We start from the raw sequence: 26,501 nt of genomic DNA, 5'->3' as shown, positions 1-26,501 counted from the left end.
CCGGTCGGGCACGAGGGGTTTTGTTGTGGCCGATGTGATCCAGTTCGCTTGAAACAAGAACACCGTTTCCCTAGGTATAGTTGTTGATTGAACCATTGCCCGGCTGCCGCAACGCGAAGGCCGGTGGGAGGAGTTACGATGTCCCTTGCCGCAGAGACGCTTCGCCCGCCGTCCAGGACGCTGATGCTCTTGGAGGGGCGCGCGATCCACGAACTCGGCGCCTTCCTCGGCGCCCTGCCGCTGTTGAGTCTTGCGCCGCGCGGCGATGGGCATCCGGTGCTGGTGCTGCCCGGCCTTGTCGCATCGGATATCTCGACGCGGCCGCTGCGCGCGTTCCTGAAGGGCAGGGGCTATGCGGTGAGCGGCTGGCGTCAGGGCCGCAATCTCGGCCTGCGCACGGGCGTGCAGCAGGGGATGGTCGATCTGCTGCAGGAGATGAACGACGCCCATGGCCGCAAGGTCTCGCTCATTGGCTGGAGTCTCGGCGGACTCTATGCGCGCCAGCTCGCCAAGATGATGCCCGAGCGCGTGCGGCAGGTGATCACGCTCGGCAGCCCGTTCGCGGCCGGGCCGAAATCGACCAATGCCTGGCGCGTCTATGAGATCGCGAGCGGCCGCCGCGCCGAGGAGGAGGATCCGCGCTTCGGCGGATCGCTGGCGAGCGCGCCGCCTGTGCCGACCACGGCGATCTTCAGCCGCACCGACGGCATCTGCGCCTGGCAGGGCTGCCGCGAACAGGCGTCCGCGATGTCGGAAAGCATCGAGGTTGAGAGCAGCCATTGCGGCATGGGCCACCATCCCGCCGTCGTCTATGCGGTGGCCGATCGGCTGGCGCAGCGCGAAGGGGAATGGGCGCCGTTCGATCGGAGCGGCTGGCGCGGCGTGGTTTATCCGGATCCGAACCGGTAGCGGCATTGGGGCCTCATGGTTCGAGACGCGCTTCGCGCTCCTCACCATGAGGGACTGCCAGCAGCTTGCGCCCATGCCAGACCTCATCCCTGAGGAGCCGCGAAGCGGCGTCTCGAAGGATGCAGCTCAGTTACCCACCACAAGCCACGTTGTCCCGCTCGCACGAAACGCGGTATGCCTGCACGCATGCCGCAGCCGCTTGACCGCATCATCGACCAGTTGAAGCGCGAACCGTCGCGCACCGGGTCCATCGTCATCACCGTGTTCGGCGACGCCATCGTGCCGCGCGGCGGCTCGGTGTGGCTCGGCACGCTGCTGGATTTCTTCGCCTTTCTCGACATCGATGGCGGCGTGGTTCGCACCGCGATGTCGCGGCTCGCCACCGACGGCTGGCTCGAGCGCAGCAAGGTCGGCCGCAACAGCTTTTATCGGTTGAATGAGCGGGGGCGGCAGACCTTCGACACCGCGACCAGGCACATCTACGACCCGCCGCCGTCGGACTGGACCGGCCGTTTCGAATTGCTGCTGATCGGCAACGGCGAGGATCGCGACGCTGCGCGCGAGGCGCTGAAGAATGCCGGCTTCGGCACTCCATTGCCGGGTGTGTGGGTCGCACCGTCGGGCGTGCCGATCCCCGATGAGGCCTCGGGCGCCATCCGTCTGGAAGTCGCGGCCGAAGATGAAAACGGACGGCGACTGCTGAGCGAAAGCTGGCCGCTCGATCGCACCGCGGATGCCTATCAGAAGTTCATCCGGACGTTCGAGCCGCTGCGCAACTGGCTTGCGCGCGGCGAGGAACTCACCGATGCCGACGCCTTCACCGCCCGTATCCTCCTGATCCACTATTATCGCCGCGTCGTGCTGCGCGATCCGCTGCTGCCGACGGCCTTGTTACCGAAGGATTGGCCGGGGAGTGCAGCGCGAAAACTCTGCGGCGAAATCTATCGCGGCGTGCTTGCCTTGTCCGAACAATGGCTTGACGCGCATGCGACCAACGAGGACGGCCCGCTGCCGAAGCCCGGCGTGGAACTTTGCCGGCGGTTTGAGGGTACATAAATATGTTACAAGAATACTTGCAAGAATTCGAATTTTGATATATATCAAAGACAATAAAATTCGGGAGGTCGGCCATGTACACGCAGGCGCTGAATACGTCTGACGCAGATGACCGCAATGTCGAGGACGCCGCGCGCGCAGCCGCATTCCAGGCGCGCATCGATGCCGACGAGCGCATCGAGCCGAACGACTCGATGCCCGCGGCCTACCGCAAGACGCTGACGCGGCAGATTTCCCAGCACGCCCACTCCGAAATCGTCGGCATGCTGCCCGAGGGCAACTGGATCACGCGCGCGCCGACGCTGCGCCGCAAGGCCGCACTATTGGCAAAAGTGCAGGACGAATGCGGCCACGGGCTCTACCTCTATGCCGCTGCCGAGACGCTCGGCACCTCGCGCGAGGAACTCGTCGACGCGATGCTGGCGGGCAAGGCGAAGTATTCCTCGATCTTCAACTATCCGACCCTGACCTGGGCCGACATCGGCACCATCGGCTGGCTGGTCGATGGCGCGGCGATCATGAACCAGATTCCGCTGTGCCGCTGCTCCTACGGCCCTTACGCGCGGGCGATGATCCGCGTCTGCAAGGAAGAGTCGTTCCATCAGCGTCAGGGCTTTGAGATCATGCTGACGCTGTGCCGCGGCACCGACGAGCAGAAGGCGATGGCGCAGGACGCGCTGAACCGATGGTGGTGGCCGGTGTTGATGATGTTCGGCCCCCCCGACAAGGCGAGCCAGCACAGCGATACCTCGACGAAATGGAAGATCAAGCGCTTCTCCAACGACGAGCTGCGCCAGAAATTCATCGATGCGACGGTGCCGCAGGCGCAATTTCTCGGCCTCACCATCCCCGATCCCGAGATGAAGCAGGACGAAGCCGGGCACTGGCTGCCGGGCCCGATCGACTGGGACGAATTCAAGCAGGTGCTGTCAGGCAACGGTCCCTGCAACCGCGATCGTCTCGCCGCGCGCCGCAAGGCTCATGACGAGGGCGCCTGGGTGCGCGAGGCGGCGGCCGCTTACGCCGCAAAGCGCAAGCGCCGGCAGTTCGCGCAGGCAGCCGAATAGGGAGGCGGAGATGACCACGCCGAACAGTCCGCTCTGGGAAGTCTTCATCCGCAGCCGCAACGGGCTTGCGCACAAGCATGTCGGCTCGCTGCACGCCGCCGATGCGACGCTGGCGCTGCAGGCCGCGCGCGACATCTACACCCGCCGCGGCGAGGGCCTCTCGATCTGGGTGGTGCCGTCGAGCGCGATCACCGCCTCCGACCCGGCCGAGAAGGGCATGATGTTCGAGCCGGCGGAGTCGAAGATTTACAGGCACCCCACGTTTTACGACGTGCCCGAGGAAGTCGGGCATATGTAGCTCTCTCCCCTCATGGTGAGGAGGCGCGCAGCGCCGTCTCGAACCATGAGGCCCGGATCGTGCCCGTTGTCCATCCTTCGAGACGCCTGCTGCGCAGGCTCCTCAGGATGAGGTTTGAGCAAGTTGATACAGGTGGATTGAGAGCAAATGGCCGTTGCCAACATCCAGATCTCCGAAACGCCGCTGGTGCTCTATACGCTGCGGCGCGCCGATGATGCGCTGATCCTCGGGCACCGGCTGTCGGAATGGTGCGGACATGCGCCGACGTTGGAAGAGGACATGGCGCTCGCCAATATGGGGCTCGATCTCCTCGGACAGGCGCGCGAGCTTTATGCCTACGCCGCCAAGGTCGAAGGCAAGGACAACGACGAGGACAAGTTCGCCTATCTGCGCGACGTCAGGCAGTACCGCAATCTCCTGCTGGTCGAACAGCCGAACGGCGATTTCGCGCGCACCATGGTGCGGCAGTTCCTTTACGCCGTCTTCGCCGATCTCTACTGGCGCGCGATGATGCAGTCGAAGGATGCGACGCTCGCGGCGATCGCGGCGAAGTCCGAGAAGGAGAGCGCCTATCACGTCAGGCATGCCTTGGAATGGATCATCCGGCTCGGCGACGGCACCGAGGAAAGCCATCGCCGCGCGCAGACCGCGATCGACGATCTCTGGTCCTTCACCGGCGAGATGTTCGCCGTCGACGACTCCGAGCGCGGCCTGATCGATGCCGGCATCGCGGTCGATCCGGCGCCACTGCAGCCGCAATGGCTGAAGACGATCACCACTGTGGTGAACGAGGCGACGCTTGGCTTGCCTGCGAGCAACTGGATGCAGCAGGGTGGCCGCAGCGGCCGGCACAGCGAGCATCTCGGCCATCTTCTCAGTGAATTGCAGTCATTGCAGCGAACCTTTCCGGGGGCGACATGGTGACCGCTGATATCAGCGACGCCGACCTGCGCCGTCGCGCATGGGATGCGGCCGCGCAGGTGGTTGATCCCGAGATTGCCGTGCTGACCATCGCCGATCTCGGCGTGCTGCGTGATGTCGCGGTTCACGGCGGCCGGGTCGAGGTCGCGATCACGCCGACCTATTCCGGCTGTCCCGCCATGAACATGATCGCGCTGGAGATAGAACTTGCGCTGGAGCGCGAGGGCATTCGCGGCCCGACAATCCGCACCGTGCTCTCGCCGGCCTGGACCACCGACTGGATGAGCGAAGATGGCCGCCGCAAGCTGAAGGAATATGGCATCGCGCCGCCGTTGCCCGGCAGTTCGCGCCGTGCGCTGTTCGGCCAGCAGCACGTAGCCTGCCCGCAGTGCGGATCCGAGGACACCGAACTCCTGTCCGAATTTGGCTCGACATCCTGCAAGGCGCTATGGCGCTGCAGGAGCTGTCGCGAACCGTTCGATTATTTCAAGTGCCATTGATCCATGATGTTGCGTGCCGTCCGACCCAGAGCGCTGTCATTGCGAGCGAAGCGAAGCAATCCATCTCTCCGCGTGTGGCACCATGGATTGCTTCGCTTCGCTCGCAATGACGATGGGAGATAGTTGATGTCGCTCGCACCCCGCTTTCATCGCCTTGCCGTCCACGATCTGCGCCGCGAAACCGCGGACGCGATATCGATGACGTTTGCGATCCCGAAGGAGCTCGCAAACGACTACATCTTCTCGCCCGGCCAATACCTGACCCTGCGCACCATGCTGGACGGCGAGGAAGTGCGACGGTCCTATTCGATCTGCTCCGGCCCGGACGATGGCGAACTGCGCATTGCCGTGAAGAAGGTCGATGGCGGCGCGTTCTCGAACTGGGCGGCCGAAGACCTCAAAGCCGGCGACGAGCTCGACGTGATGACGCCGACCGGGCGCTTCGGTGCCGTGCCGACGGCGGAGCAGGCGCGGATCTATGTCGGCTTTGCCGCTGGAAGCGGCATCACGCCGATCCTGTCGATCGTCAAAGGCGTGCTGGCGCGGGAACCGGAAAGCCGCTTCTTCCTGTTCTACGGCAACCGTTCGACCTCGGGCATGCTGTTCCTCGAAGAGCTGGAGGAACTGAAGGACCGCTTCATGCAGCGGTTCTCGCTGTTCCACGTGATCTCCGGCGAGGAACAGGACATCCCGATCCTGCATGGCCGGCTCGACGGCGAGAAGGTGAGGGTGCTGCTGCGCTCGCTGGTGCCGGCCGCAAGCGTCGATCATGTCTTCATCTGCGGCCCGACCGGGATGAGCGAGGAGGTCGAAGTGGCCTGCCGTGAACTCGGCCTCGCTGAGGATAGAATCCATGTCGAGCGTTTCGTCTCCGAATTCGGCGGCAAACCGCGGCCGAAAAAGATCGTGGAGCCGGGTGCGCCGCCGAAGGCGCTGGCGTCATTGATCATCGACGGCAAGCGGCGCGAGGTGCCGGTGGCGGATGGTGAAGCCATCCTCGACGCCGCGCTGCGCGCCGGCATCGACCTGCCCTTCGCCTGCAAGGGCGGCATGTGCTCGACCTGTCGCGCCAAGCTCGTCGAAGGCAGGGCCGAGATGGAGGTGAACTATTCGCTGGAGGCGTGGGAATTGCGGGCGGGCTTCATCCTCACCTGCCAGGCGCGGCCATGCTCGGACAAGATCGTGGTCGATTACGACCACGTGTGATAGTTGACCGTCATTCCGGGGCGCGTCGCAGACGCGAACCCGGAATCTCGAGATTCCGGGTTCGCTTCGCGCTCCGGAATGACGAGCGCAAACGTTGACACCTGGTGCAGCGTCTCACAAATAATGCCAAGAGGCCCATTCAACGGGCCCGGCGAAGGGAGTTGAACGTGAACGTCAAGGCCACGCTATCGCCTGAAGATCTCGCGCGCGCCTGCGCCGAAGCGATGTGGAAGGAGGACGCCGCGAGCAAGGGCCTCGGCATGGAGATCGTCGAGATCGAGCCGGGGCGGGCGACGCTTGCGATGACGGTGCAGCCGCACATGGTCAACGGCCAGCGCTTCGCCCATGGCGGCTTCATCTTCACGCTCGCCGATTCAGCCTTCGCCTTTGCCTGCAACACCCACAATGAACGCGTCGTCGCCGCGCAGGGCAACATCACCTTCATCCGGCCCGGCAAGCTCGGCGACCAACTGATCGCCACTGCGCGGGAGATTTCGCGCAGCGGGCGATCCGGAATCTACGACGTCCGCGTCACGTCAGGAGACGAAGTGATCGCCGAGTTCCGCGGACATTCCCGCGCCATCGGCGGCACCTGGCTGCCGACAGCGGACAGCGAGACCAAACAAAAATAGACATCCGAGGAACGCGCCATGGCCATGCCAAAGCTCAAGTCGACGGGAAGTGGTTACAGCGCCGAGATAGACGAAGTCGAAGGCGCCTCGCGCGACGCAATCATCGCGCTGCAGATCAAGCGGCTCGCCTGGTCGCTGCAGCACGCCTACGACAACGTCGCGCACTACAGGCGCGCCTTCGATGAGGCCGGCGTGCATCCGTCCGACTTCAGGGAGCTTTCCGACCTCGCGAAATTCCCGTTCACGGCCAAGACCGACCTGCGCGACAATTACCCGTTCAACATGTTCGCGGTGCCGCGCGAAAGGCTGGTGCGCGTCCATGCGTCCTCCGGCACGACGGGAAAGCCGATCGTGGTCGGCTACACGCAAGCCGATATCGACATCTGGTCGGCGGTGATGGCGCGCTCGATCCGCGCCGCCGGCGGCCGCCGCGGCATGATCATCCATAATGCCTATGGTTATGGCCTCTTCACCGGCGGGCTCGGCGTGCATTATGGCGCCGAGCAGCTCGGCTGCACGGTGGTGCCGGTCTCTGGTGGCATGACCGAGCGGCAGGTGCAGCTCATCAATGACTTCCGGCCCGACATCATCACGGTGACGCCGAGCTACATGCTCGCGATATTGGACGAGTTCGGGCGGCAAAGGCTCGATCCACGAAAATCGTCGCTGAAGTTCGGTATCTTCGGCGCCGAACCCTGGACCAATGCGATGCGTGCCGAGATCGAGCACGCCTTTGATATGGACGCCACAGACATCTACGGCCTGTCCGAGGTGATCGGCCCCGGTGTCGCGCAGGAATGCGTGGAGAGCAAGGACGGGCTGCACATCTGGGAGGATCATTTCTATCCCGAAGTGATCGATCCCGAGACCGGACAGGTGCTGCCTGACGGCGAAAAGGGCGAACTGGTCTTCACCTCGCTGACCAAGGAAGCCTTCCCCGTGATCCGCTACCGCACCCGCGATCTCACGCGCTTGCTGCCGGGCACCGCGCGGCCGGGCATGCGGCGGATGGAGAAGGTCACCGGACGCTCCGATGACATGATCATCCTGCGCGGCGTCAATGTATTCCCGACCCAGATCGAGGAGGCGCTGCTCGCGACCGACTGGTGCGGCGGCCATTTCATCATCGAACTCTCGCGCGAGGGTCGCATGGATGAGATGACGGTGCTCGCAGAAGCCCGCCCCGAAAGCTGGGACGGCAGCGGGCTTGCCGCGCACGCCGAGAAGGTCTCAGTCTTCATCAAGAACACCATCGGCATCACCGCCCGCGTTCAAGCCGTCGCCCCCGAAACCCTGGAGCGCTCGCTCGGCAAGGCCAAACGAGTTTACGACAAGCGCCCGAGGGGGTAATTCTCACTCCTCATGGTGAGGAGGCGCGTAAGCGCCGTCTCGAGCCATGAGGCCCGGCTGGTGGCCACATCCTTCGAGACGCGGCGCAGACGCCGCTCCTCAGGATGAGGAGCAACAGGCTCACTTGTGGCGGCAAAGCGAGTACTCGACAAGCGCGAGTCACGCACGTAACTTTCTCCCCTCATAGTGAGGAGGCGCGTAAGCGCCGTCTCGAACCATGAGGCCCGGCTGGTGGCCACATCCTTCGAGACGCGGCGCAGACGCCGCTCCTCAGGGTGAGGAGCAACAGGCTCACTTGTGGCGGCAAAGCGAGTACTCGACAAGCGCGAGTCACGCACGTAACTTTCTCCCCTCATGGTGAGGAGGCGCGTAAGCGCCGTCTCGAACCATGAGGCCCGGGCTGTGGCCGCATCCTTCGAGACGCCGCTTTTGCGTCTCCTCAGGATCAGGGGTGAGCGTGGGAAATGGGGATCGATATGGTTGAAGGGGCGTTTCTCTATATTCTCCGGTGCGCCGATAGGAGTTTCTACATCGGGATCATACGGACCGCGCTTGAGATCAGGATAGCGCAGCACAATGCCGGGACGCTCGGCGGTTACACCGCGACGCGACGACCGGTAATGCTGGTCTATTCTCAATGGTTCGCTCGCATCACGGACGCAATCGAGAACGAGCGTAAGCTCAAGAAATGGAGCAGGGCGAAGAAAGAGGCGTTCATCCACGGCGATTTTGCGTCGCTGCGACAACTGTCGGCGCGAAGATCGCCTCATCTTCCGGTCACCGCTGTGACGGATTGACGCTCAATGTTTAGGCCAAGCAACCAAACCATCCAGGCCCGCTGCGTGCGGCTGTTGGCCAAGGCGGACAATCCGGCCGCGCTCGATCCGATGATGGAAACGCACGCGCTGTCGCGCGCGGCGGACGAGGTGCTGATCGAGATCAAGGCTGCTGCCGTCAATCCCTCCGACGTGAAGGCGGCGACCGGGCTGATGCCTTATGCAGTGTTTCCTCGCACGCCCGGCCGCGACTATGCCGGCGTCGTGATCGACGGGCCGGCAGAGTGGATCGGTCGCGAGGTGTTCGGCTCGTCCGGCGATCTCGGCATTCGCCGCGACGGCACGCATGCCACGCATCTTGTGGTCGAGGCCGAGGCGGTGGTGGAGAAGCCGGAAAGCATTTCGTGGGAGGAGGCCGCCGGCATCGGCGTTCCCTTCGTCACCGCGACAGAGGGCTTTCGCCGCGCCGGCCTGCCCAAGCCAGGCGAGACGGTGCTGGTGATGGGCGTCAACGGCAAGGTCGGGCAGGCGGCGGTGCAGATCGCGACCTGGCAGGACGCGCGCGTCATCGGCGTGGCGCGCAAGAGCGAGCCCTATGAAGGACACAGCAACGCCAAGGTCGAGATGATCGATGCGTCAACGACCGATGTGGCGGCGCGCGTCCGCGAGCTCACCGACGGCAAAGGCGCCGACATTGTGTTCAACACCGTCGGCGATCCTTATTTCCAGGCTGCGCACAAATCGCTGGCGCGGCGCGGGCGCCAGATCCTGATCGCGGCGGTCGATCGCATCGTGCAGTTCAACATCCTGGAATTCTATCGTGGCCAGCACACCTATGTCGGCATCGACACGCTGGGGCTGTCCTCGATCGCGACCGGCGCGGTGCTGCGCGAGCTCGGCCCCGGTTTTGCCAGCGGGCACTTGAAGCCGTTTCCGATCAAGGCGAACGCGAGCTATCCGCTGGAGCAGGCGAAGCAAGCCTTCATCGCGGTGGCCGGTTCGTCGCGAGACCGGATAATTCTGAGGCCGTGAGCAGCTGTCTCCGCGAGTTCACCTCCCCCGCCTGCGGAGAGGTCGGATCGCATCGCTAGAGCGTTTTCGAGCGAAGTGGACACCGGTTCGCGTGAAGAAAACGCGTCAAAACTAGAATCTAGAGCTTCGGTTCTGATTCAATCAGAACCGAAAATTCTCTAGATGCGATCCGGGTGAGGGCTCTCTCCCCACGGGGAATCCCAATGCGGAGACACCCTCATCCCAGCCCTCTCCCGCAAGCGGGAGAGGGAGCGCAGTGTTCGTCGCAGACGCACCGCACGTCACGCCAACCGGCGCGTCAATCCGCGGCCTTGGTCACGATGCGCACCTCCGACGTCAACGTGCGGTGCACCGGGCATTTGTCGGCGATCTCCATCAGCCGCTTGCGCTGATCGTCGTCGAGCGATGGACCCTCGATCTTGATCACGCGGTCGATCTGGTCGAGCATGCCTTCGCGCGTCTCGCATTCCGCGCAATCCTTGGCGTAGATCTTGCTGTGGGTCAGCGTCACCGTCACGCGATCGAGCGGCAGCGCCTTGCGGTCGGCATACATGCGCATCGTCATCGAGGTGCAGGCGCCAAGTCCCGCGAGCACGAGATCGTAAGGGCCGGGGCCTGAGTCCTCGCCGCCGACCGCGACCGGTTCATCCGCCAGCAAGCGATGCGGGCCGGCGGTGACGGTCTGCTGAAACTTGCTGTTGCGCGTCTCGCGCACCACGACATGCCGCGGCGCTTCGGTGAGATCGATGGCGGTCTCGACCGCCGCGGATCCGATATAGCGCTCGGACCAGGCCGCGATGACGTCGGCCGCATAAGTGGTGTCGCGCTTGTCGGCGAGGAGGTGATCGGCGTCGGCAAGCGAGACGAAGCTTTTGGGATGCTTTGCCGCGATGAACAGCTTGGTGGCGTTCTCGATGCCGACGGTATCGTCGGTGGGCGCATGCATGATCAGCAGCGCCTTGTGCAGCTTTGCGACCTGCGCCAGCAGATTCTGCTCGGCGACATCATCGAGGAATTCGCGCTTGATGCGGAACGGCCGGCCGGCGAGCGAGACCTCGACTTCGCCTTGCGCGCGGATGTTCTCGACCTGGTCCTTGAGCAAATGGGTGACGTGGGCGGGGTCGGACGGCGCGGCGATGGTAACGATCGCCTTCGCCTCCGGAATCTGCGCGGCAGCGGCGAGGATCGCGGCGCCGCCGAGGCTGTGGCCGATCAAAAGATCAGGCGCTTTGCGGGTTTCGCGCAAGTGATCGGCGGCACGAACGAGATCGGCGACATTGGAGGAGAACGTCGAATTGGCGAAATCGCCTTCGCTGGAGCCGAGCCCTGTGAAATCAAAGCGCAGCACCGCGATGCCCTTGGCGGCAAGCGCGACCGCGATACGCTTGGCCGCCAGCACGTCCTTGCCGCATGTGAAGCAATGCGCAAACAGCGCATAGGCGCGAATCTCGCCCTCAGGCGTATCCAGCGCGGCGGCGAGTTGGTGTCCTTCCGAACTTGCGAATTGGAAGCGTTCAGTCGGCACGGCTACCCTCCATCACTGTTTTCCTCACCTCTCCTTATGGGAGAGGCGAACAGCGCCAGCGCGCTCTAATCGCCTGAGTAACGTTCTTCCTTCCAGGGATCGCCGCGGTTGTGATAGCCGCGGACTTCCCAATAGCCCGGTGCATCCTGCGTGAGCAATTCGATCCCCTGCAGCCATTTGGCGCTTTTCCAGAAATAGAGATGCGGCACCACAAGCCGCACCGGACCGCCATGCTCCTCGGTCAGGGGTTGGCCTGACCAGCTATGGGCCAGCAGCGCGTCCTCGGCGGCAAAATCTTCCAGTGCCAGGTTGGTGGTGTAGCCGTCATAGGAATGCAGCACGACGAAGCGCGCCTCCTCATGCGGTTGGCAGGCGGCCAATAGATCGCGTGTCGCGAGGCCTTCCCATTGATTGTCGTAGCGCGACCAGGTGGTGACGCAATGGATGTCGGAGACGAATTGCGATTGCGGCTGCGCGGTGAACTGCGCCCAATCCCAGAACACCGGATGTTCGACGGCGCCATAGACGTCGAGCCGCCAGCGCTCGCGGGAAATCTCCGGCGTCAGTCCGAGATCGAGCGTTGGCCAGTCGCGGGTGAGATGCTGGCCCGGCGGCAGACGCTGCTCCTCGGGGCGCGCGATCCTGCCGGTGAGGAAACGACCCTCGCGCGCCCAGCGCTCCTTGCTGCGCGTCAGCTTGCTTTCCGGCGGTGGCTCCTGGTCGTCAGCCATTGTCGTCGATCTTTGGTGCTGTCAGTTACTCGTGGCGGTGCATCGCCGATGCATGCTTGGTGTCGCGCATGGTTGCATAGATCAGGAGCGAGAGGAAGATCATGCCGCTGAGGTAATAATAGAACCATTCCTCGCGGCCGAGGCTCTTGAAATAGAGCGCGATCGCCGGCGCGGTGCCGCCGAACAGAGACACCGTGATCGCATAGGGCAGGCCAACGCCGAGCGCGCGGACATTGGTCGGAAACAGTTCGGCCTTCACCACGGCGTTGATCGAGGTGTAGCCGGCGGTGAAGATCCAGGCGGCGCAGATCAGGAGGAACGCGACGAACGGCGAGTTGGCGTCCTTCAGCGTGGTCAGGATCGGGACCGTCGAGATCGTGCCGACGACGCCGAAGAAGATCAGGAGCGGCTTGCGGCCGATGCGGTCGGACAGCGCGCCGTAAAGAGGCTGCAGGATCGTCGCGAAGATCAGCGAACCGAAGATGACGAACGTGGTCTGGTCCTCGGTAAGACCCACCGACAGTTTGACGAAGGTCTGCATGTAGGTGGTGAAGGTGTAGAACGCCGCGGTGCCGCCCGCGGTCAATCCGACCACCAGCAGCAGTTCGCGAGGATAGCTCAGCAGTTTCGTGATCGAGCCGGTTGGCTTGCTGACCTTCTTGGCTTCCTCGAAGGCGTCGGTCTCCTGCAGGTTGCGCCGCATCACCGCTGCGATCACGGCAAGCGCCGCGCCGATCGCAAAGGGAATCCGCCAGCCCCAGTCTTTCAGCTGTTCCGGTGTCAGGAACACCTTCTGCAGCAAGAGCAGCACGATGATCGCAGTGAGCTGGCCGCCGATCAAGGTGACGTACTGGAAACTCGAATAGAAGCCGCGATGCTTGGCATCCGCGACCTCGCTGAGATAGGTGGCGCTCGCGCCATATTCGCCGCCGAGACTGAGACCCTCGATGACGCGCGCCAGCGCGAGGATCACCGGCGCGGCAAAGCCGATCGTCGCGTAGGTCGGCGTCACCGCGATGATCAGCGAGCCGAAACACATGCAGACCACGGAAATCGTCAGCGACAGCCGCCGTCCGTAGCGGTCGGCGATGAAGCCGAACAGCCAGCCGCCGAGCGGCCGCATCAGGAAGGTCGCAGCGAATATCACGGCTGCATTGAGCTGCTGCACCACCGGATCGTTGCCGGGAAAAAACGCAGGCGCGAAATACAGCGCAAAGGCAGTGTAGGCGTAGAAGTCGTACCACTCGACGAGATTACCGACCGAGCCGATGAAGATCGCCTTGATCCGTCGTTCGACATCCTGAATGTCGATGCGCTCGTCGGCGACTTGATCTGTCATATCGGAACTCCACGCACGGCAATTTGATCATCCGGCCCGACAGTTCTCACGGCATCGGGAGCGGTCGTGGCCCGCCTAGCACGTCAAATGTCGCGAGCGCAATTGCCTCTCTCCCCTCATGGTGAGGAGGCGCGCAAGCGCCGTCTCGAACCATGAGGCTCCGCCAGTGGCCTCATCCTTCGAGACGCGCGCAAGCGCGCTCCTCAGGATAAGGGGAGAGAGCGCAGATTGTTCGAATGGCTATCTCGCCGCTCTCGGCTCGATCGGCGTCGTGCTGCGCAGCCCCAGAATGTCCTCCAAAACATTCGCGCCGGCCAATAGCTGGGCTTCGCCGCGCGGCGGCGCCACCATCTGCAATCCGACCGGCAGGCCGGAGGCGGTGAAGCCGCAGGGCAGGGACAGTGCCGGACAACACGCAAGTGTGATCGCATAGACGATGCCGAGCCACTCGACGTAATTGTCGAACTTCTTGCCGTCGCATTCGGCGACGTAGCGGTTCTCGACCGGGAACGGCGCGACGATGGTCGCGGGCGCCAGCAACAGGTCGTAGGTCTGGAAGAATTCCAGCGTGCGTGCCGTCATGGCAACGCGCTGGGCCTCGGCGCGCTCGATCTGCTCGACCGTCAACTTCAGGCCTTCCTCGATGTTCCAGATCACCTCCGGCTTGAGCAGGTCGCGCTTGGTGCGGAGCAGCGCCGCCTTGCTGATCGCAAAATCGAAGGCGCGCAGCACATGGAAGCATTCATGGGCTTCACTGAGATCGGGATGCGCTTCCTCGACGATAGCCCCCGCTTCGGCAAAACGTTCCGCCGCCTTGCGCGTGATGGCCTTGACCTCGGGGTGGACGGGCGTGATGCCGAGATCAGGCGAATAGGCGATGCGCCTCGGCTTCCTGCCGGAACGTGCGGCGGAAAGGAATGATGTCACGGGTGCCGGCAGCGACAGCGGATCGGCTGGATGCTCGCCGCTCATCGCGTCCAGAAGCAGCGCAAGATCCTCGACATTGCGCGCCATCGGGCCCTGCACACCGAGATTGCGGTCGATGGCGGCCACCGGCGTATGCGCGACCCGGCCGATGCTCGGCCTGAGGCCGACGATGCCGCAAAAGCTCGCGGGGTTGCGCAGCGAGCCGCCCATGTCCGAGCCATGCGCCAGCCACGCCATGCCGGTTGCGAGCGCCACCGCCGCGCCGCCGGAAGAGCCGGCCGCCGAGCGCGAAGTGTCCCACGGATTCCGCGTCGCACCGAAGACTTCATTGAAGGTGTTGGCGCCGGCGCCGAACTCCGGCGTGTTCGACTTGGCGTAGATCACCCCGCCATTGTCTTCGAGATGCTCGACCAGGATATCGGAACGCGCCGGCACGTTGTCCTTGTAGATCGGCGAGCCCTGCGTGGTGAGCACGCCGGCGACATTGGTGAGGTCCTTGATCGGCACCGGCATGCCTGCGAGCAGGCCGCGCTCGGCGGCCGGCTTCTGCATCAGTGCCTTGGCGTGCTGTCGTGCGCGGTCGAAGCACAGGATCGGGAGCGCGTTGACCTTGTCGTCGACCTCGGCGATCCGTTTTTCCAGGACGTCGAGCAGGTCGAGCGGGGTGACCTCGCCCGTCCGCAACTTGTCGACGACTGTGCAGGCGGTCTCCCGCACCAGGCTTTGATCCGTCACTCGCATCTCCATTGATTGCAGTTCGTGGCAGCGGAGGGAGTAGTGCTCTAAACCATTTTCCGGCAAAGTGGAACGCGCTGGGGGAATGGCTGGAACTGGAGATCTGCTGATGACGACACCCTTCTCTGCGCTCGACTGGCGCGCCATGAGCCAGGAGGAGCGTGACCGCGGCCTCAACAATGGTGCCGCAGTTATAGGCAGCGGCGACATCGTGGAAGGCTGGGGGCAGCGTTCCGCGGAGCTGCGCAAGCGCGATCCCAGTCACATCGATCTCCGCTATGGCCCGCGGGAGCGCAACCGCATCGATTTCCTGAAGGCCGGCGAGCGCGCGCCGACGCTGCTGTTCATCCATGGCGGCTATTGGCAGATGCGCGCCAAGGAGTTCTTCACGGTGATCGCCGAAGGGCCGATGGCGCATGGCATCAATGTCGCGCTGATCGGCTATACGCTGGCGCCGGAGGCGACGCTTGACGAAATCGTCGCGGAAATTCATGCCGGCACGGACTTCCTCGCCAAGCAATTGCCGGCGCTGGGCGCGGCCGAAACCGGGCTCGTGGTGTCCGGCTGGTCAGCCGGTGGGCATCTGACCGCAATGGCGCTGTCGAACCCGAACGTCCGAGCCGGGGTCGCGATCAGCGGCATCTATGATCTCGAGCCGATCAGGCTGAGCTATCTCAACGTCAAGCTCGCCCTCGACGAGGCGGCTTCCTACCGCAATTCGCCGATGCTGCAGACCACCGGGCCGCTGAAACCGTTGTCGCTGGTGGTTGGCGGCGGCGAACTGCCGCTGCTACGCAAGCAGACCGCCGATTTCGCCGGGCACCGCGCCAATTATGGATTGCCGGTGACCTATGAGGAGATCCCCGGCGCCGACCATTTTTCGATCATGGACGAGATCATGTCGCCGAAGGGGCGCATCACCGCGCTGATCCGGCGGCTGTGTGAGCAGGTGGCAGCCTAGCCGTCATTGCGAGCGAAGCGAAGCAATCCACATGTCCGCTTGCTGCGGCATGGATTGCTTCGTCGCTACGCTCCTCGCAATGACGGTGGAGGCGGCCCGGAGTGTCACCACCCGGCGCTGAGCCCGCCATCCACGGTGTAGATCACGCCCGATGTGTAGCCCGCGCGGTCGGACGCCAGGAACGCCATGAGGTCGGCGATCTCGCGCGCATGCGCGGGGCGGCCGAGCGGCAGGCTCTTCTGGAATTCCTTGTAGCGGTTTTCATCGCCGAACTGATTTTTCGCGCGGGTCTTGAGCAATGTCACATGGCGGTCGGTGCCGACGGGTCCGGGGTTGATGCCGACGACGCGGATGTTGTCGGCAAGGCTCTTGCCGCCGAGCGCGCGCGTCAGCGCCATCAGCGCCGCGTTGCCGGCGCTGCCGGCGACGTAGTTGGCATCGAATTTCTCGCCGGCGGCGCCGATGTCGTTGATGATCACGCCGCCGCCCCGCGCCTTCATCTGCGCGTAGATGGCGCGGGTGAGGTTGATATAGCCGAACACCTTGAGCTCCCAGGCGTGCCGCCAGGTCGCCTCATCGATCTTGTCGATCGAGCCGCCGGGAATGTCGCCGGCATTGTTGACGAGGACATCGATATCGGCAGCCTCTTTTGCCAACCGCGCCAGATCCTCCGCTTTGCGCAGATCGACGACCGATATTGCCGCATCGATCTGGTGCGCCGAGCGCAGGCGGTCGGCCACTGCCTTCAATTGGTCGCCGCTGCGGGCGGCCAGCAGCAGATGGCAGCCTTCCTCGGCAAAGGCCTCGGCGGCCGCCGCGCCGATGCCCTTGGAGGCGCCGGTGATCAGGACGCGCTTGCCGCGCAGATGCAGGTCCATGGCATTACTCGCTGTTGGTGGAACGGATCGGAATTGGTCGGCGACAGGGCGCACTCTCTCGTTTGGGGCATGATCCAGCCCGAAAACCGGTGTCCACTTTTCGCGATCATGCTCCGCAGGTCAACATTGCACTGCAGCGTTGCGTCGAAGCGAAGTTTGGTCCATTGCAGGGCGAGACAATAGACGGCACCTCAAGCCGGGCAAAATCACAAGGGTGTTCTTCATGGCGAACGCAAAGAAGCAGTATCGGATCGCGGTCATTCCCGGCGACGGCATCGGCAAGGAAGTCATGCCCGAAGGCCTGCGCGTGCTCGAGGCTGCCGCGAAGAAACATGGCGTTGCCGTGCAGTTCGATCATTTCGATTTCGCGTCCTATGACTATTACGAGAAGCACGGGCAGATGATGCCTGACGACTGGAAGGAAAAGATCGGCAAGCACGATGCGATCTATTTCGGCGCGGTCGGCTGGCCGGCCAAGATTCCGGATCACGTCTCGCTGTGGGGCTCACTGATCAAGTTCCGGCGCGAGTTCGATCAGTACGTCAACCTGCGCCCGGTGCGGCTGATGCCCGGCGTGCCGTCGCCGCTCGCGAACCGCAAGCCCGGCGACATCGACTTCTGGGTGGTGCGCGAGAACACCGAGGGCGAATATTCATCAGTCGGCGGGCGGATGTTCCCGGACACCGAGCGCGAGTTCGTGACGCAGCAGACGGTGATGACGCGCATCGGCGTCGACCGCATCCTGAAATTCGCCTTCGAGCTCGCACAGTCGCGGCCGAAGAAGCATCTGACCTCGGCGACCAAGTCGAACGGCATCTCCATCACCATGCCCTATTGGGACGAGCGCGTGGAGGCGATGGCAAAGAAATATCCCGACGTGAAGTGGGACAAGTACCACATCGATATCCTGACCGCGAACTTCGTGCTGCATCCGGACTGGTTCGATGTGGTGGTCGGCTCCAACCTGTTCGGGGACATCCTCTCCGATCTCGGCCCGGCCTGCACCGGCACCATCGGCATTGCGCCCTCGGGCAACATCAATCCGGAAGGCGATTTCCCCTCGGTGTTCGAGCCGGTGCACGGCTCGGCGCCCGACATCGCGGGCCAAGGGATCGCCAACCCGATCGGCATGATCTGGTCGGGCGCGATGATGCTGGAGCATCTCGGTGAGAAGCAGGCCGCGGATGCGGTGGTCGGCGCGATCGAGCGCACGCTCGCCGAACGCACGCTCCGCACCCGCGACCTCGGCGGCAACGCCGACACCGAGGCCTGCGGCAAGGCGGTCGCGGACATGGTGGATTAGCGGCTGAACCCCTCATGGTGAGGAGGCGCGCAGCGCCGTCAGGATGAGGGCGGCCTGTGCAGAAAAAAGTCGGGTGGGCAAAGCCAACGGGTCGCGCGAACGCGCGCCCGATGACAGGCTCCGCGTGCCCACCGTCGCGCGCGGAGCATTGCACGCGAAGTTCACCGCAAGCTCCATCGGATCGATCTGAACAGCGTCACCGCCGTGAGCTGGCCCGGCAGGATGCGCAGCGTCCACGACGGCGGCCGCGCCGGCGCGAGGCGCTCGAGCTGCAGGGCGACCGAGAGCAGGAGCATCAGGGGAAGGTGAAACGCCGGAGCCATCATCGGCAGCAGCATCAGTGGTGCGCAGGTCGCCGCGCACCACAAGCCGTGCGTCAGACCAAACTGGATGCAGTCGCGATCGGCGGCGGTGCCGAAAGCCGATAGGTTCGGCAGGCGGTGACAGCGGTTGAGCGCCCGCTGGCGCAGCGGCGCTGCCTGCCATAGTGCCGCGATCGCAACTGCGATTGTGATCGCCGGCAGGTCGACGGCGCCGGCAAGAACCTCGACGGCCTTCGGCACCGCAAGCAGCACCGGACCGGCCGCGATCCAGACCAGCAGATAGGCGGCGGCGAACAGGCCGAGCGACCGGTTCCGCCGTCGCGCCAAGCTGCGCAGCCGCAATTGCGCGATCGGTTGCGCCAGCAACGGCGCGGTCATGGCAATGACCATGACGATCCACAACGCGGTCGCCAGTATTGCCGTTGCATTGATGCCATGGATCGTGGAGTAGGCGGCTCCCGCAGTGACCAGGGTCTGAGATGGGGCACACAGCGGGACCGATTGCAGCTCGTGGCTGGTCGCGTAAAGCAGCAGCCAGCAGAACAGGCTGGTGATCAACAATGCCGGCGACATCTGTCGGACCATCGCCGGCAGCGGGATGCGCGCCATCGCGACGTCACCGGCTCTGGCGGTAGATCCTCACCCGGCCGACGTCGACCTTGCTGTTGGCGGATATCGGCGTCTCCGGGACGAATTTGACGTCGAGCGTCTGCGTGTTCAGCTCGCCTTTCAGATGCATGGCATCGACGATGTCGGTGATCTCCAGGGTTTGGGTCAGGCCGGCCCCGGCATGCGGACCGCCGGCTTTGCTGGCCGCGCGGGCGCCGAACAGGGAGACGACACCCGCGAGGTTTTCGGGATGCTCTGCAGGATTGGCGCCCTTGGGAAGGTTCACATAGACGTTGAACACCCCTGCGTCGGTGCTGCTGGTGATGTTCTCCAGCGCAAGGTAGACGCGATCCGGCGCTTGCGGCGCCGCGCCGGGCGCCGCGCGCGCCAGCGATCTGACGGAGAGGTTCGCGGTCAGGTTCCTCGTTGCGCCGCTGTCGAGCTGAACGCTGGCATCGGTCGCCGGGCCGGCAATCCGGACCGCAGTGCTGGTTTGCCCCACAAGTTCCGTGCTCTTCCGCGACGCCATGGCAAGTGCTCCCGCGAGTTGGTTGGCATCGGCCGTAGGCACGCCCAGCCTGTTCAGGCGCGCCGCAAGAAGGGGTTGCTGACCGGCGATCGAAATATCCTGGTACTCATAGTTGAGCGCCGGATCTCTCGTGTTCAATACCTGCCTTGCGGTGGTCGTGAAGGTCGTGCCGTCCGGTCGCGGCATCACGAATTCACCTGCCGGCTGATCCAGCCAGTCAGTGTCGGTCGGGTTCTCGTAGGCATCGGGTGGATCCTGAGGACGCCGGCGCACGGTGAGCCAGGACTCCCAGAGACGATCGATGTTGGCATGGTGCAGCCAGAAGATCGGATCGATACCGGCGGTTTCGAACATCGCCATCAGACCGTTGTTCTCTGCGATGTCCGGATCTGCGCCTTCCTTCGTGCCACCCACGAGCACGTGCACGGGGCCGTGAGGCACTTGTTCCAACAGCCCGGGGCCCGCCCCACCATGACTAAAGGCGGTTCGCGTGCCGCCAAACGAAGTCGGAATGTCATCAGGCTCGTTGAAGAAATCCGGCTCCTGCCACAACTGGACGACAGGGACATCGGCTGCCCGGATGGTGATCGCGCCGTTGCCTCTGCGGCCATACCGCTCCTTCACCCACAGCGGGTTCTTGCTGCCATCGTCGAGGAACTCCTGCGCAAAGGCAGCGGGAAATCGCAGCGTATTGGGCCTGGTCGGATCGTAATTCCAATATGGCAACGCCCAGTCGGCCGGGCCGCCTTTCTTCACGATGGCATCGAGCAGAATGGCCTCGAACGCGGCGAGATAGGCGCGGTGCCAGGGCAGGAAATACCACGAGCCGTGCTGGCATTGATTCCAGAAGCCTAGTGCGTTCGGGTTGAACGGCAGTGTCACCGTCGCGTCGAGATAGCCGAGATCGATCCAAAGCTGCCTGTCGATGCCATGCATCGCGGCAAGCGACCACCAGCTGGTGATGTCGGTAATTGGCTTTGCCTGCAATGTCTTGATCGCTTCGCCGTACCAGAACAGGGTCTTGTCGTTCGCCGGCAACTGCCACACGTCTTTGCGCACGCGCGCCATGGGAAGCCTCCCGAAATAAATCGCAATATCAAAATCCGGCCTTCAAACTTAAGGTAAACTTATATGACGTACTGCAATCAATGATAGTACATCTCGGCACTCGCGTAAATGGCCCGGGCGCATTGCCGCACCGAACGCAGGAAAAGCCAACCGACCAGTTATCAGAATGAGTGGATCAGGACGCCGCAATCCTGCGGCAATGTTCCCACGCGGCGTGGAGCAAGTTCTCGCTGGCCTCCGGCGTGCGGAAGGCGGAATGCGCTGACAGCGTGACGTTTGGCAGTTTCGTCAGCGGATGATCCACCGGCAGCGGCTCGATGTTGAAGACGTCGAGGCCGGCGTGGCGGATGTGGCCGGACTTCAGCGCATCGATCATCGCGGCTTCGTCGATGATCGCGGCGCGCGCGGTGTTGATGAAGATGACGCCCGGCTTCATCGCAGCGATGCGCTCGCGCGTGATGAAGCCGCGCGTCGCGTCATTGAGCAGAAGATGCAGCGAGACGACGTGGCTCTGTGCCAGCAGCGTGTCGAGATCGACGAACTCGACACCCGGATAGCTCTTCGGCGACCGGTTCCAGGCGATCACTTTCATTCCTGATCCTAGGGCGATGCGCGCGACTTCGGCGGCGATGCCGCCGAAGCCGATCAGGCCGAGCGTCTTGCCGGTGAGCTGCATGCCGTCCTCGCGCAGCCAGTTGCCGGCGCGCGTCTCGCGGTCCATCTGCGCCAGCACGCGTGCCGACGCCCACATCAGCGCAACAGCGGATTCGGCCACGGCGGTGTCGCCATAGCCCTTGATCAGGTGCACGGAGATGCCGAGCTCGGCGAGTTCCTCCGGATTCATGTAGCCGCGTGCGCCGGTGCCGAGGAACACGACGTGCTTCAGCCCGGTGCATCGTTTCGCGATGTCGGTCGGCAGCGCGGTGTGGTCGACGATGGCGATTTCGGCACCGCCCAGCACTGCGGGATATTGATCCGGCGTGATGTCGGGATCGCGGTGGATGCGCACCTTGGGATCGCCCGGTTTTTCCAGCCGCTCGAAGATCACCGCAAGCGATTCATTGGCGTCGACAAAAACCCCGCGCACAGCACATCTCCATCTTGCTTGGTGGACCGGATCAGGATGCGACGCCGGCGAGCGCCAGCACAGTATGCATCAGCACGTTGGCGCCGGCGGCGCAATCGGTTTGGGTGGCGTCCTCGAGCTCGTTGTGACTGATGCCGTCCTTGCAGGGCACGAACACCATTGCCGCCGGCATCACGGTATTGAGGTTGCAGGCGTCGTGGCCGGCGCCCGAGGTGATGCGCCGGTGCGAATAGCCGAGCTGCTTGGCGGCGTTCTCGACGGCGTCGACCAGCTTCGGATCGAAATGCGTCGGCGGCTTGCGCCAGACCAGGTCGAGCGTGACTTCGACTTTGCGGCGGGCGGCGATCTCGGCAATCGCGGCGCGGAGATCCTTGTCCAGCGCGTCCATGATGGCGCCATCGGCGCTGCGGCAATCGACGGTGAAGGCGATCTCGCCGGGAATGACGTTGCGCGAGGGCTTTGCGATCACGGCCTCGCCGATGGTGCCGACCGCGTTCGGACCGTGTTTTCTGGCGATGCTCTCCATCGCCAGCACGATCTCCGACAAGGTCGCCAGCGCGTCGCGCCGCAGCGGCATCGGCGTCGAGCCGGCATGGCTTTCGAAGCCCGTGATCCTGCCGTCGTACCACAAGACGCCCTGGCCGGAATCGACCACGCCGATGGTCTTGTTCTCGGCTTCCAGGATCGGGCCCTGTTCGATATGCAGCTCGACGAAGCCGGAGAATTTTTGCGTACCGACCCGCGTCGCGCCGCGATAGCCGATGCTGTCGAGCGCCTCGCCAACCGTGACGCCCTCGGCATCCCTGCGCGACAGGATGTCGTCGGTGGTGAAATCGCCGACATAGGCGGCGGAGGCCATCATCGCCGGCGCGAAGCGCGAGCCCTCCTCGTTGGTCCAGTTGCAGATGCAGATCGGCGTCTCGGTCTCGATGCCGGCATCGTTGAGCGTACGCACGACTTCGAGCGCGGCGAGCGTGCCAAGCACGCCATCATATTTGCCACCGGCCGGCTGGGTGTCGAGATGCGAGCCAAGCCCGATCGGCGGCTTCGACATGTCGCGGCCCTTGCGCAGCCCGAACATCGAGCCGAGCGCGTCGACATGCACCTCCAGCCCTGCGTCTTCGCACGCCTTGCGGAACCAGTCGCGGACCTGCTTGTCCTCAGCGCTCAAGGTCAGCCGCCGCACGCCGCCTTTCGGCGTCGCGCCGAATTTCGCGGTTTCGTGAATCGTGCCCCAGAGGCGGGCGGAATCGATCTGCAGGTTGGATGCGGCTCGGCTCATGCGTCTATTACCTTTTGGCGGTCATTCCGGGGCGCCCGAAGGGCGAACCCGGAATCTCGAGATTCCGGGTTCGATGCTAACGCATCGCCCCGGAATGACGAGGAGTTGTCCAGCATTCGTTCAATGACGCGCCTGCGGTGGCTCGTCAACCGACAGGTCCTGTTGCGCGATCTGATGCGCGAGGTCGGCGACGCGCTCGACTGCGGCGATGTCGGGCGAGGTGAGCCAGCTTGCGCTGAAGGTCAGCGGCGCCAGCTTCACATCAGTGTCGAGCAGTTGGAGCCGTCCATCGGACAGTTCATTCTCGACGATGGCGGAAGGGATCACGGCGATGCCGAGCCCTTCGATCGCCATGTGGATGACGGTTGCGAGCGATGCGCTGGCGTGCAGCCGGATCGGCGGCAGATCCGGCCGGTCGAACACGGCGCGGACGGCCTCATAGGGCTGGGTCTTGCGCGGAAAGGTGATCATCGGAAAGCGCGCAAGCTCATGCCGCGTCACCGGGCCATTGCCGAGACCAAGCGCCGGGCTCGCCAGAAATCCGATCGGATAGTCGCAGAGCACGCGGCTCTGCACGCCCGACGCCGACAGCGGCCCCACCACGAAGGCCAGCTCGATCTCCTGCGCGAGCAGCCGCGCGCTCAAATTCGGCGTGATATCGACCTCGATTTCCAGCGACAGGTTCGGGTAGACCTCGTTGACGCTCTTGACGAGGCGCGTCAGCCAGGTGTGCACGATGGTCTCGGCGACGCCGAGCCGCAGCACGCCGCGCATCGCGGTGCGATCGCCGATCTCGGCCATCATTTCCGAGCGCAGTCCGATCAGCTTCTCCGCATAGACCATCATCTGCCGGCCGCTCGGAGTCGGCGAAGCCACCCGATGATCGCGATTGAGCAGCTTGACGCCCAATTCGCGTTCGAGCTGGGCGATGCGTTGGGAGATCGCCGGCTGGGTCGTGTTCAGCCGCTGCGCCGCCCCGCGAAAGCTTCCGAGCTTGACCACCCAGAGGAACGTTTCGAGCGACCTGAAATCGAGCATTGGAAGCTTTCCCATCCGATAAATGAGACTTATCGAATTCGATTAGAAAGGAAGATTAGACTTTATATCACGCTTGGTGTTGGCTGCGCTTGTCGAGATATTAGGCAGGCCGATCAAATGACTGTTTTAGCGGCAGTGCAGCAAACCAGTGATGGCAACGCCATGCTTCCGAGCCAAAAGGCGCGGCTGGCCTGTCGCAACGGGATGGCTTCGAGCACCGCCGGGGTCGCGAACGGCTTCGTCCAGGGCAACCTCGCCATCCTGCCGGAAAAGCTCGCCGCCGCCTTCCACCGCTTCTGCCAGCTCAATCCGAAGCCGTGCCCGATCATCGGCATGTCAGATGTCGGCGACCCTCGCATCCCCGCGCTCGGTCTCGACCTCGACATCCGCACCGACGTGCCGCGCTATCGCGTCTGGCGCGACGGCGAGGTGGTGGAGGAGCCGACCGACATCATGCAGCACTGGCGCGATGATCTCGTCGCCTTTGTGCTCGGCTGCTCGTTCTCGTTCGAAGAAGCGCTGATGGACGAGGGCCTGCCGATCCGCCACATCGAGCGCAACGTGCGGGTGCCGATGTACCGCACCACTATCGCCTGCAGCCCGTCGGGCCCGTTCGCGGGGCCGATGGTGGTGTCGATGCGTCCGTTCAAGCCGGCGGATGCGATCCGCGCGGTGCAGGTCACCTCGCGTTTTCCTTCCGTGCACGGCGCGCCGGTGCATCTCGGCCATCCGCACCTGATCGGCATCAACGACATCGCCAAGCCCGACTATGGCGATCCGGTCCCGGTCGCAGCCGACGAGATCCCGTTATTCTGGGCATGCGGTGTCACCCCGCAGGCGGTGATCGCGAATGCTAAGCTGCCATTCGCAATCACGCATGCGCCGGGACTGATGTTGATCACAGATCTCAGGAACAAACAATTGGCGGTGCTCTAGATCATGCTCGAAAGGGCAGCGTCTGCCGTTTCTTGAGGCTTTACCGCAAGCGTCATCCGTTTCATTCGAGAGCTTCGCTTCAATAGGGGAATTTCCGCAAATGACGATCACTCGCCGTAATGTGCTGCTTGGAGCCACCGCTGCCGCCGCGCTCGCCCCGATCGCGTCGCGGGCACAAACCAGTGAAGTGGTGATCGGCGTGATCTATCCGCTGTCGGGCGCCAGCGCCCAGATCGGCGTCGACGCGCAAAAGGCATTCGAGACCGCAGCCGACATCATCAACAAGAACTATGATTTCGAATTGCCGCTCGCCAAGGGCGAGGGCCTGTCCGGCCTCGGCGGCGCCAAGGTCCGTCTCGTCTTCGCCGATCACCAGGCCGATCCGCAGAAGGGCCGCGCCGAAGCCGAGCGCCTGATCACGCAGGATAAGGTCTGCGCCATCGTCGGCACCTACCAGAGCGCGGTTGCCGTCACCGTCAGCCAGATCTGCGAGCGCTACCAGATCCCCTTCATCTCGGCCGACAATTCCTCGCCGAGCCTGCATCGCCGCGGCCTGAAATTCTATTTCCGCGCGGCACCCCATGACGAGATGTTCTCGACCGCTATGTTCGACTTCTTCGATACGATGAAGAAGAAGGGCACCAAGATCGACACCCTGTCGCTGTTCCACGAGGATACGATCTTCGGCACCGATTCCGGCAACGCGCAGGCCAAGCTCGCGGGCGAGCGCGGCTACAAGATTGCCGCTGACATCAAGTATCGCGCCAACTCGCCGTCGCTCTCGGCCGAAGTGCAGCAGCTCAAGGCGGCCAATGCCGACGTCCTGATGCCCTCGAGCTACACCACCGACGGCATCCTGTTGGTGAAGACCATGGCCGAGCTCGGCTACAAGCCGAATGCGATCGTGGCGCAGGACGCCGGCTTCTCGGAAAAGGCGCTGTATGATGCGGTCGGCGACAAGCTGGAAGGCGTGATCTCGCGCGGCAGCTTCTCGCTCGATCTCGCCGCCAAGCGGCCGATGGTCGGCAAGATCAACGCGATGTTCAAGGAAAGGTCGGGCAAGGATTTCAACGACTATTCGTCGCGCCAGTTCATGGGCCTGATCGTGATGGCCGATGCCATCAACCGCGCCAAGTCCACGGATGGCGAGAAGATCCGCGAGGCGCTGGTCGCGACCGACATGCCGGGCGAGACGACCATCATGCCCTGGAAGCGCGTGAAGTTCGACGATATGGGCCAGAACAACGACGCCGATCCGGTGCTGCTGCAATATATCGGCGGCAAGTTCGTCACGATCTTCCCGCCACAGGCGGCGGTCGCCGAAGCCGTCTGGCCGATGAAGTGAGCGGCGCGGGCAGGGGACCAACCGTCGTGAGCCTTGAATCGATGATAACTGCGCACTCCGTCATTGCAAGCGAAGCGAAGCAATCCATGCCGCCACGAGATCGAACAGTGGATTGCTTCGTCGCTTCGCTCCTCGCAA

25 protein-coding genes are annotated in these 26,501 nt (G+C 63.9%); 15 read left to right on the top strand and 10 right to left on the bottom strand.

Going from position 1 to position 26,501, the window contains the following annotated elements:
* Positions 1–138: 138 nt before the first annotated feature.
* From I6F35_RS26200 to I6F35_RS26150, 11 genes are all read left to right on the top strand, one after another.
* Complete coding sequence (locus tag I6F35_RS26200) at positions 139–909, top strand: alpha/beta hydrolase (RefSeq protein WP_225120546.1); 771 nt, start codon at positions 139–141, stop codon at positions 907–909.
* 186 nt (positions 910–1,095) lie between these two features.
* A complete protein-coding gene (paaX, locus tag I6F35_RS26195; protein ID WP_225120578.1) occupies positions 1,096–1,965 on the top strand; it encodes a phenylacetic acid degradation operon negative regulatory protein PaaX in 870 nt (289 codons plus the stop codon).
* A gap of 74 nt (positions 1,966–2,039) precedes the next feature.
* On the top strand, positions 2,040–3,032 hold the full coding sequence (gene paaA, locus I6F35_RS26190) for a 1,2-phenylacetyl-CoA epoxidase subunit PaaA (protein ID WP_225120545.1): 993 nt from the start codon (positions 2,040–2,042) through the stop codon (positions 3,030–3,032).
* A gap of 10 nt (positions 3,033–3,042) precedes the next feature.
* Entirely contained in the window at positions 3,043–3,330 is a 288-nt protein-coding gene (paaB, locus tag I6F35_RS26185; protein ID WP_225120544.1) for a 1,2-phenylacetyl-CoA epoxidase subunit PaaB, read from the top strand.
* A 147-nt stretch (positions 3,331–3,477) separates the two neighbouring features.
* Positions 3,478–4,254: a 1,2-phenylacetyl-CoA epoxidase subunit PaaC gene (gene paaC, locus I6F35_RS26180; protein ID WP_225120543.1), complete on the top strand. Its 777-nt coding sequence runs from the start codon at positions 3,478–3,480 to the stop codon at positions 4,252–4,254.
* On the top strand, positions 4,248–4,751 hold the full coding sequence (gene paaD, locus I6F35_RS26175; protein ID WP_225120542.1) for a 1,2-phenylacetyl-CoA epoxidase subunit PaaD: 504 nt from the start codon (positions 4,248–4,250) through the stop codon (positions 4,749–4,751). Before paaC ends, paaD begins: the two co-directional genes overlap by 7 nt.
* A 126-nt stretch (positions 4,752–4,877) precedes the next feature.
* On the top strand, positions 4,878–5,957 hold the full coding sequence (gene paaE, locus I6F35_RS26170; protein ID WP_225120541.1) for a 1,2-phenylacetyl-CoA epoxidase subunit PaaE: 1,080 nt from the start codon (positions 4,878–4,880) through the stop codon (positions 5,955–5,957).
* 167 nt (positions 5,958–6,124) lie between these two features.
* A complete protein-coding gene (paaI, locus tag I6F35_RS26165; protein WP_225120540.1) occupies positions 6,125–6,589 on the top strand; it encodes a hydroxyphenylacetyl-CoA thioesterase PaaI in 465 nt (154 codons plus the stop codon).
* 18 nt (positions 6,590–6,607) lie between these two features.
* Entirely contained in the window at positions 6,608–7,939 is a 1,332-nt protein-coding gene (gene paaK / locus I6F35_RS26160) for a phenylacetate--CoA ligase PaaK (protein WP_225120539.1), read from the top strand.
* A 476-nt stretch (positions 7,940–8,415) separates the two neighbouring features.
* Positions 8,416–8,736, top strand: coding sequence for a GIY-YIG nuclease family protein (locus I6F35_RS26155; RefSeq protein WP_225120577.1), 321 nt, complete (start codon positions 8,416–8,418; stop codon positions 8,734–8,736).
* Positions 8,737–8,742: 6 nt separating this feature from the next.
* Positions 8,743–9,747 carry a zinc-binding alcohol dehydrogenase family protein gene (locus I6F35_RS26150; RefSeq protein WP_225120538.1) on the top strand — a complete coding sequence of 335 codons (1,005 nt, stop codon included), beginning with the start codon at positions 8,743–8,745 and terminating at the stop codon, positions 9,745–9,747.
* 298 nt (positions 9,748–10,045) lie between these two features.
* Here the strand turns inward: I6F35_RS26150 and I6F35_RS26145 are convergent, their stop codons facing one another.
* From I6F35_RS26145 to I6F35_RS26130, 4 genes are all read right to left on the bottom strand, one after another.
* Positions 10,046–11,272, bottom strand: a complete 1,227-nt coding sequence (locus tag I6F35_RS26145; RefSeq protein ID WP_225120537.1) for a bifunctional alpha/beta hydrolase/OsmC family protein — start codon at positions 11,270–11,272, stop codon at positions 10,046–10,048.
* Positions 11,273–11,337: 65 nt separating this feature from the next.
* Complete coding sequence (locus tag I6F35_RS26140) at positions 11,338–12,003, bottom strand: sulfite oxidase-like oxidoreductase (RefSeq protein WP_225120536.1); 666 nt, start codon at positions 12,001–12,003, stop codon at positions 11,338–11,340.
* 25 nt (positions 12,004–12,028) lie between these two features.
* On the bottom strand, positions 12,029–13,342 hold the full coding sequence (locus tag I6F35_RS26135) for an MFS transporter (protein ID WP_225120535.1): 1,314 nt from the start codon (positions 13,340–13,342) through the stop codon (positions 12,029–12,031).
* Between the two features lie 240 nt (positions 13,343–13,582).
* Entirely contained in the window at positions 13,583–15,010 is a 1,428-nt protein-coding gene (locus I6F35_RS26130) for an amidase family protein (protein ID WP_225120534.1), read from the bottom strand.
* Positions 15,011–15,113: 103 nt separating this feature from the next.
* Here I6F35_RS26130 and I6F35_RS26125 point away from each other — a divergent pair, with 103 nt between their 5' ends.
* Complete coding sequence (locus tag I6F35_RS26125; protein WP_225120533.1) at positions 15,114–15,965, top strand: alpha/beta hydrolase; 852 nt, start codon at positions 15,114–15,116, stop codon at positions 15,963–15,965.
* 104 nt (positions 15,966–16,069) lie between these two features.
* Here the strand turns inward: I6F35_RS26125 and I6F35_RS26120 are convergent, their stop codons facing one another.
* The gene (locus I6F35_RS26120; RefSeq protein WP_225120532.1) at positions 16,070–16,843 is read right to left on the bottom strand and encodes an SDR family oxidoreductase; all 774 of its coding nucleotides are present in this window, start codon (positions 16,841–16,843) and stop codon (positions 16,070–16,072) included.
* 223 nt (positions 16,844–17,066) lie between these two features.
* Between I6F35_RS26120 and I6F35_RS26115 the strand changes: the two genes are divergently transcribed.
* Complete coding sequence (locus tag I6F35_RS26115; RefSeq protein ID WP_225120531.1) at positions 17,067–18,146, top strand: tartrate dehydrogenase; 1,080 nt, start codon at positions 17,067–17,069, stop codon at positions 18,144–18,146.
* Between the two features lie 161 nt (positions 18,147–18,307).
* Here I6F35_RS26115 and I6F35_RS26110 read toward each other — a convergent pair whose 3' ends face one another.
* From I6F35_RS26110 to I6F35_RS26090, 5 genes are all read right to left on the bottom strand, one after another.
* Positions 18,308–19,078 carry a DUF2182 domain-containing protein gene (locus I6F35_RS26110; RefSeq protein ID WP_225120530.1) on the bottom strand — a complete coding sequence of 257 codons (771 nt, stop codon included), beginning with the start codon at positions 19,076–19,078 and terminating at the stop codon, positions 18,308–18,310.
* Positions 19,079–19,085: 7 nt separating this feature from the next.
* On the bottom strand, positions 19,086–20,675 hold the full coding sequence (locus I6F35_RS26105) for a tyrosinase family protein (protein WP_225120529.1): 1,590 nt from the start codon (positions 20,673–20,675) through the stop codon (positions 19,086–19,088).
* 175 nt (positions 20,676–20,850) lie between these two features.
* On the bottom strand, positions 20,851–21,762 hold the full coding sequence (locus tag I6F35_RS26100) for an NAD(P)-dependent oxidoreductase (RefSeq protein ID WP_225120528.1): 912 nt from the start codon (positions 21,760–21,762) through the stop codon (positions 20,851–20,853).
* A 31-nt stretch (positions 21,763–21,793) separates the two neighbouring features.
* On the bottom strand, positions 21,794–23,044 hold the full coding sequence (locus I6F35_RS26095; protein ID WP_225120527.1) for a Zn-dependent hydrolase: 1,251 nt from the start codon (positions 23,042–23,044) through the stop codon (positions 21,794–21,796).
* Positions 23,045–23,164: 120 nt separating this feature from the next.
* Complete coding sequence (locus I6F35_RS26090; RefSeq protein WP_225120526.1) at positions 23,165–24,082, bottom strand: LysR family transcriptional regulator; 918 nt, start codon at positions 24,080–24,082, stop codon at positions 23,165–23,167.
* A 117-nt stretch (positions 24,083–24,199) separates the two neighbouring features.
* On the opposite strand from I6F35_RS26090, the gene I6F35_RS26085 reads away from it, so the two are divergent.
* Both I6F35_RS26085 and I6F35_RS26080 read left to right on the top strand, forming a co-directional pair.
* Positions 24,200–25,018 carry a putative hydro-lyase gene (locus I6F35_RS26085; RefSeq protein WP_225120525.1) on the top strand — a complete coding sequence of 273 codons (819 nt, stop codon included), beginning with the start codon at positions 24,200–24,202 and terminating at the stop codon, positions 25,016–25,018.
* 100 nt (positions 25,019–25,118) lie between these two features.
* The gene (locus I6F35_RS26080; protein WP_225120524.1) at positions 25,119–26,363 is read left to right on the top strand and encodes an ABC transporter substrate-binding protein; all 1,245 of its coding nucleotides are present in this window, start codon (positions 25,119–25,121) and stop codon (positions 26,361–26,363) included.
* Positions 26,364–26,501: the final 138 nt, after the last annotated feature.

The sequence above is a fragment of the Bradyrhizobium sp. BRP22 genome, from assembly GCF_020194175.1.
In the GTDB taxonomy this organism is placed as follows: domain Bacteria; phylum Pseudomonadota; class Alphaproteobacteria; order Rhizobiales; family Xanthobacteraceae; genus Bradyrhizobium.
The sequence above is the reverse complement of the archived record's forward strand: the minus strand, read 5'-3'. Positions and strand labels throughout refer to the sequence as shown.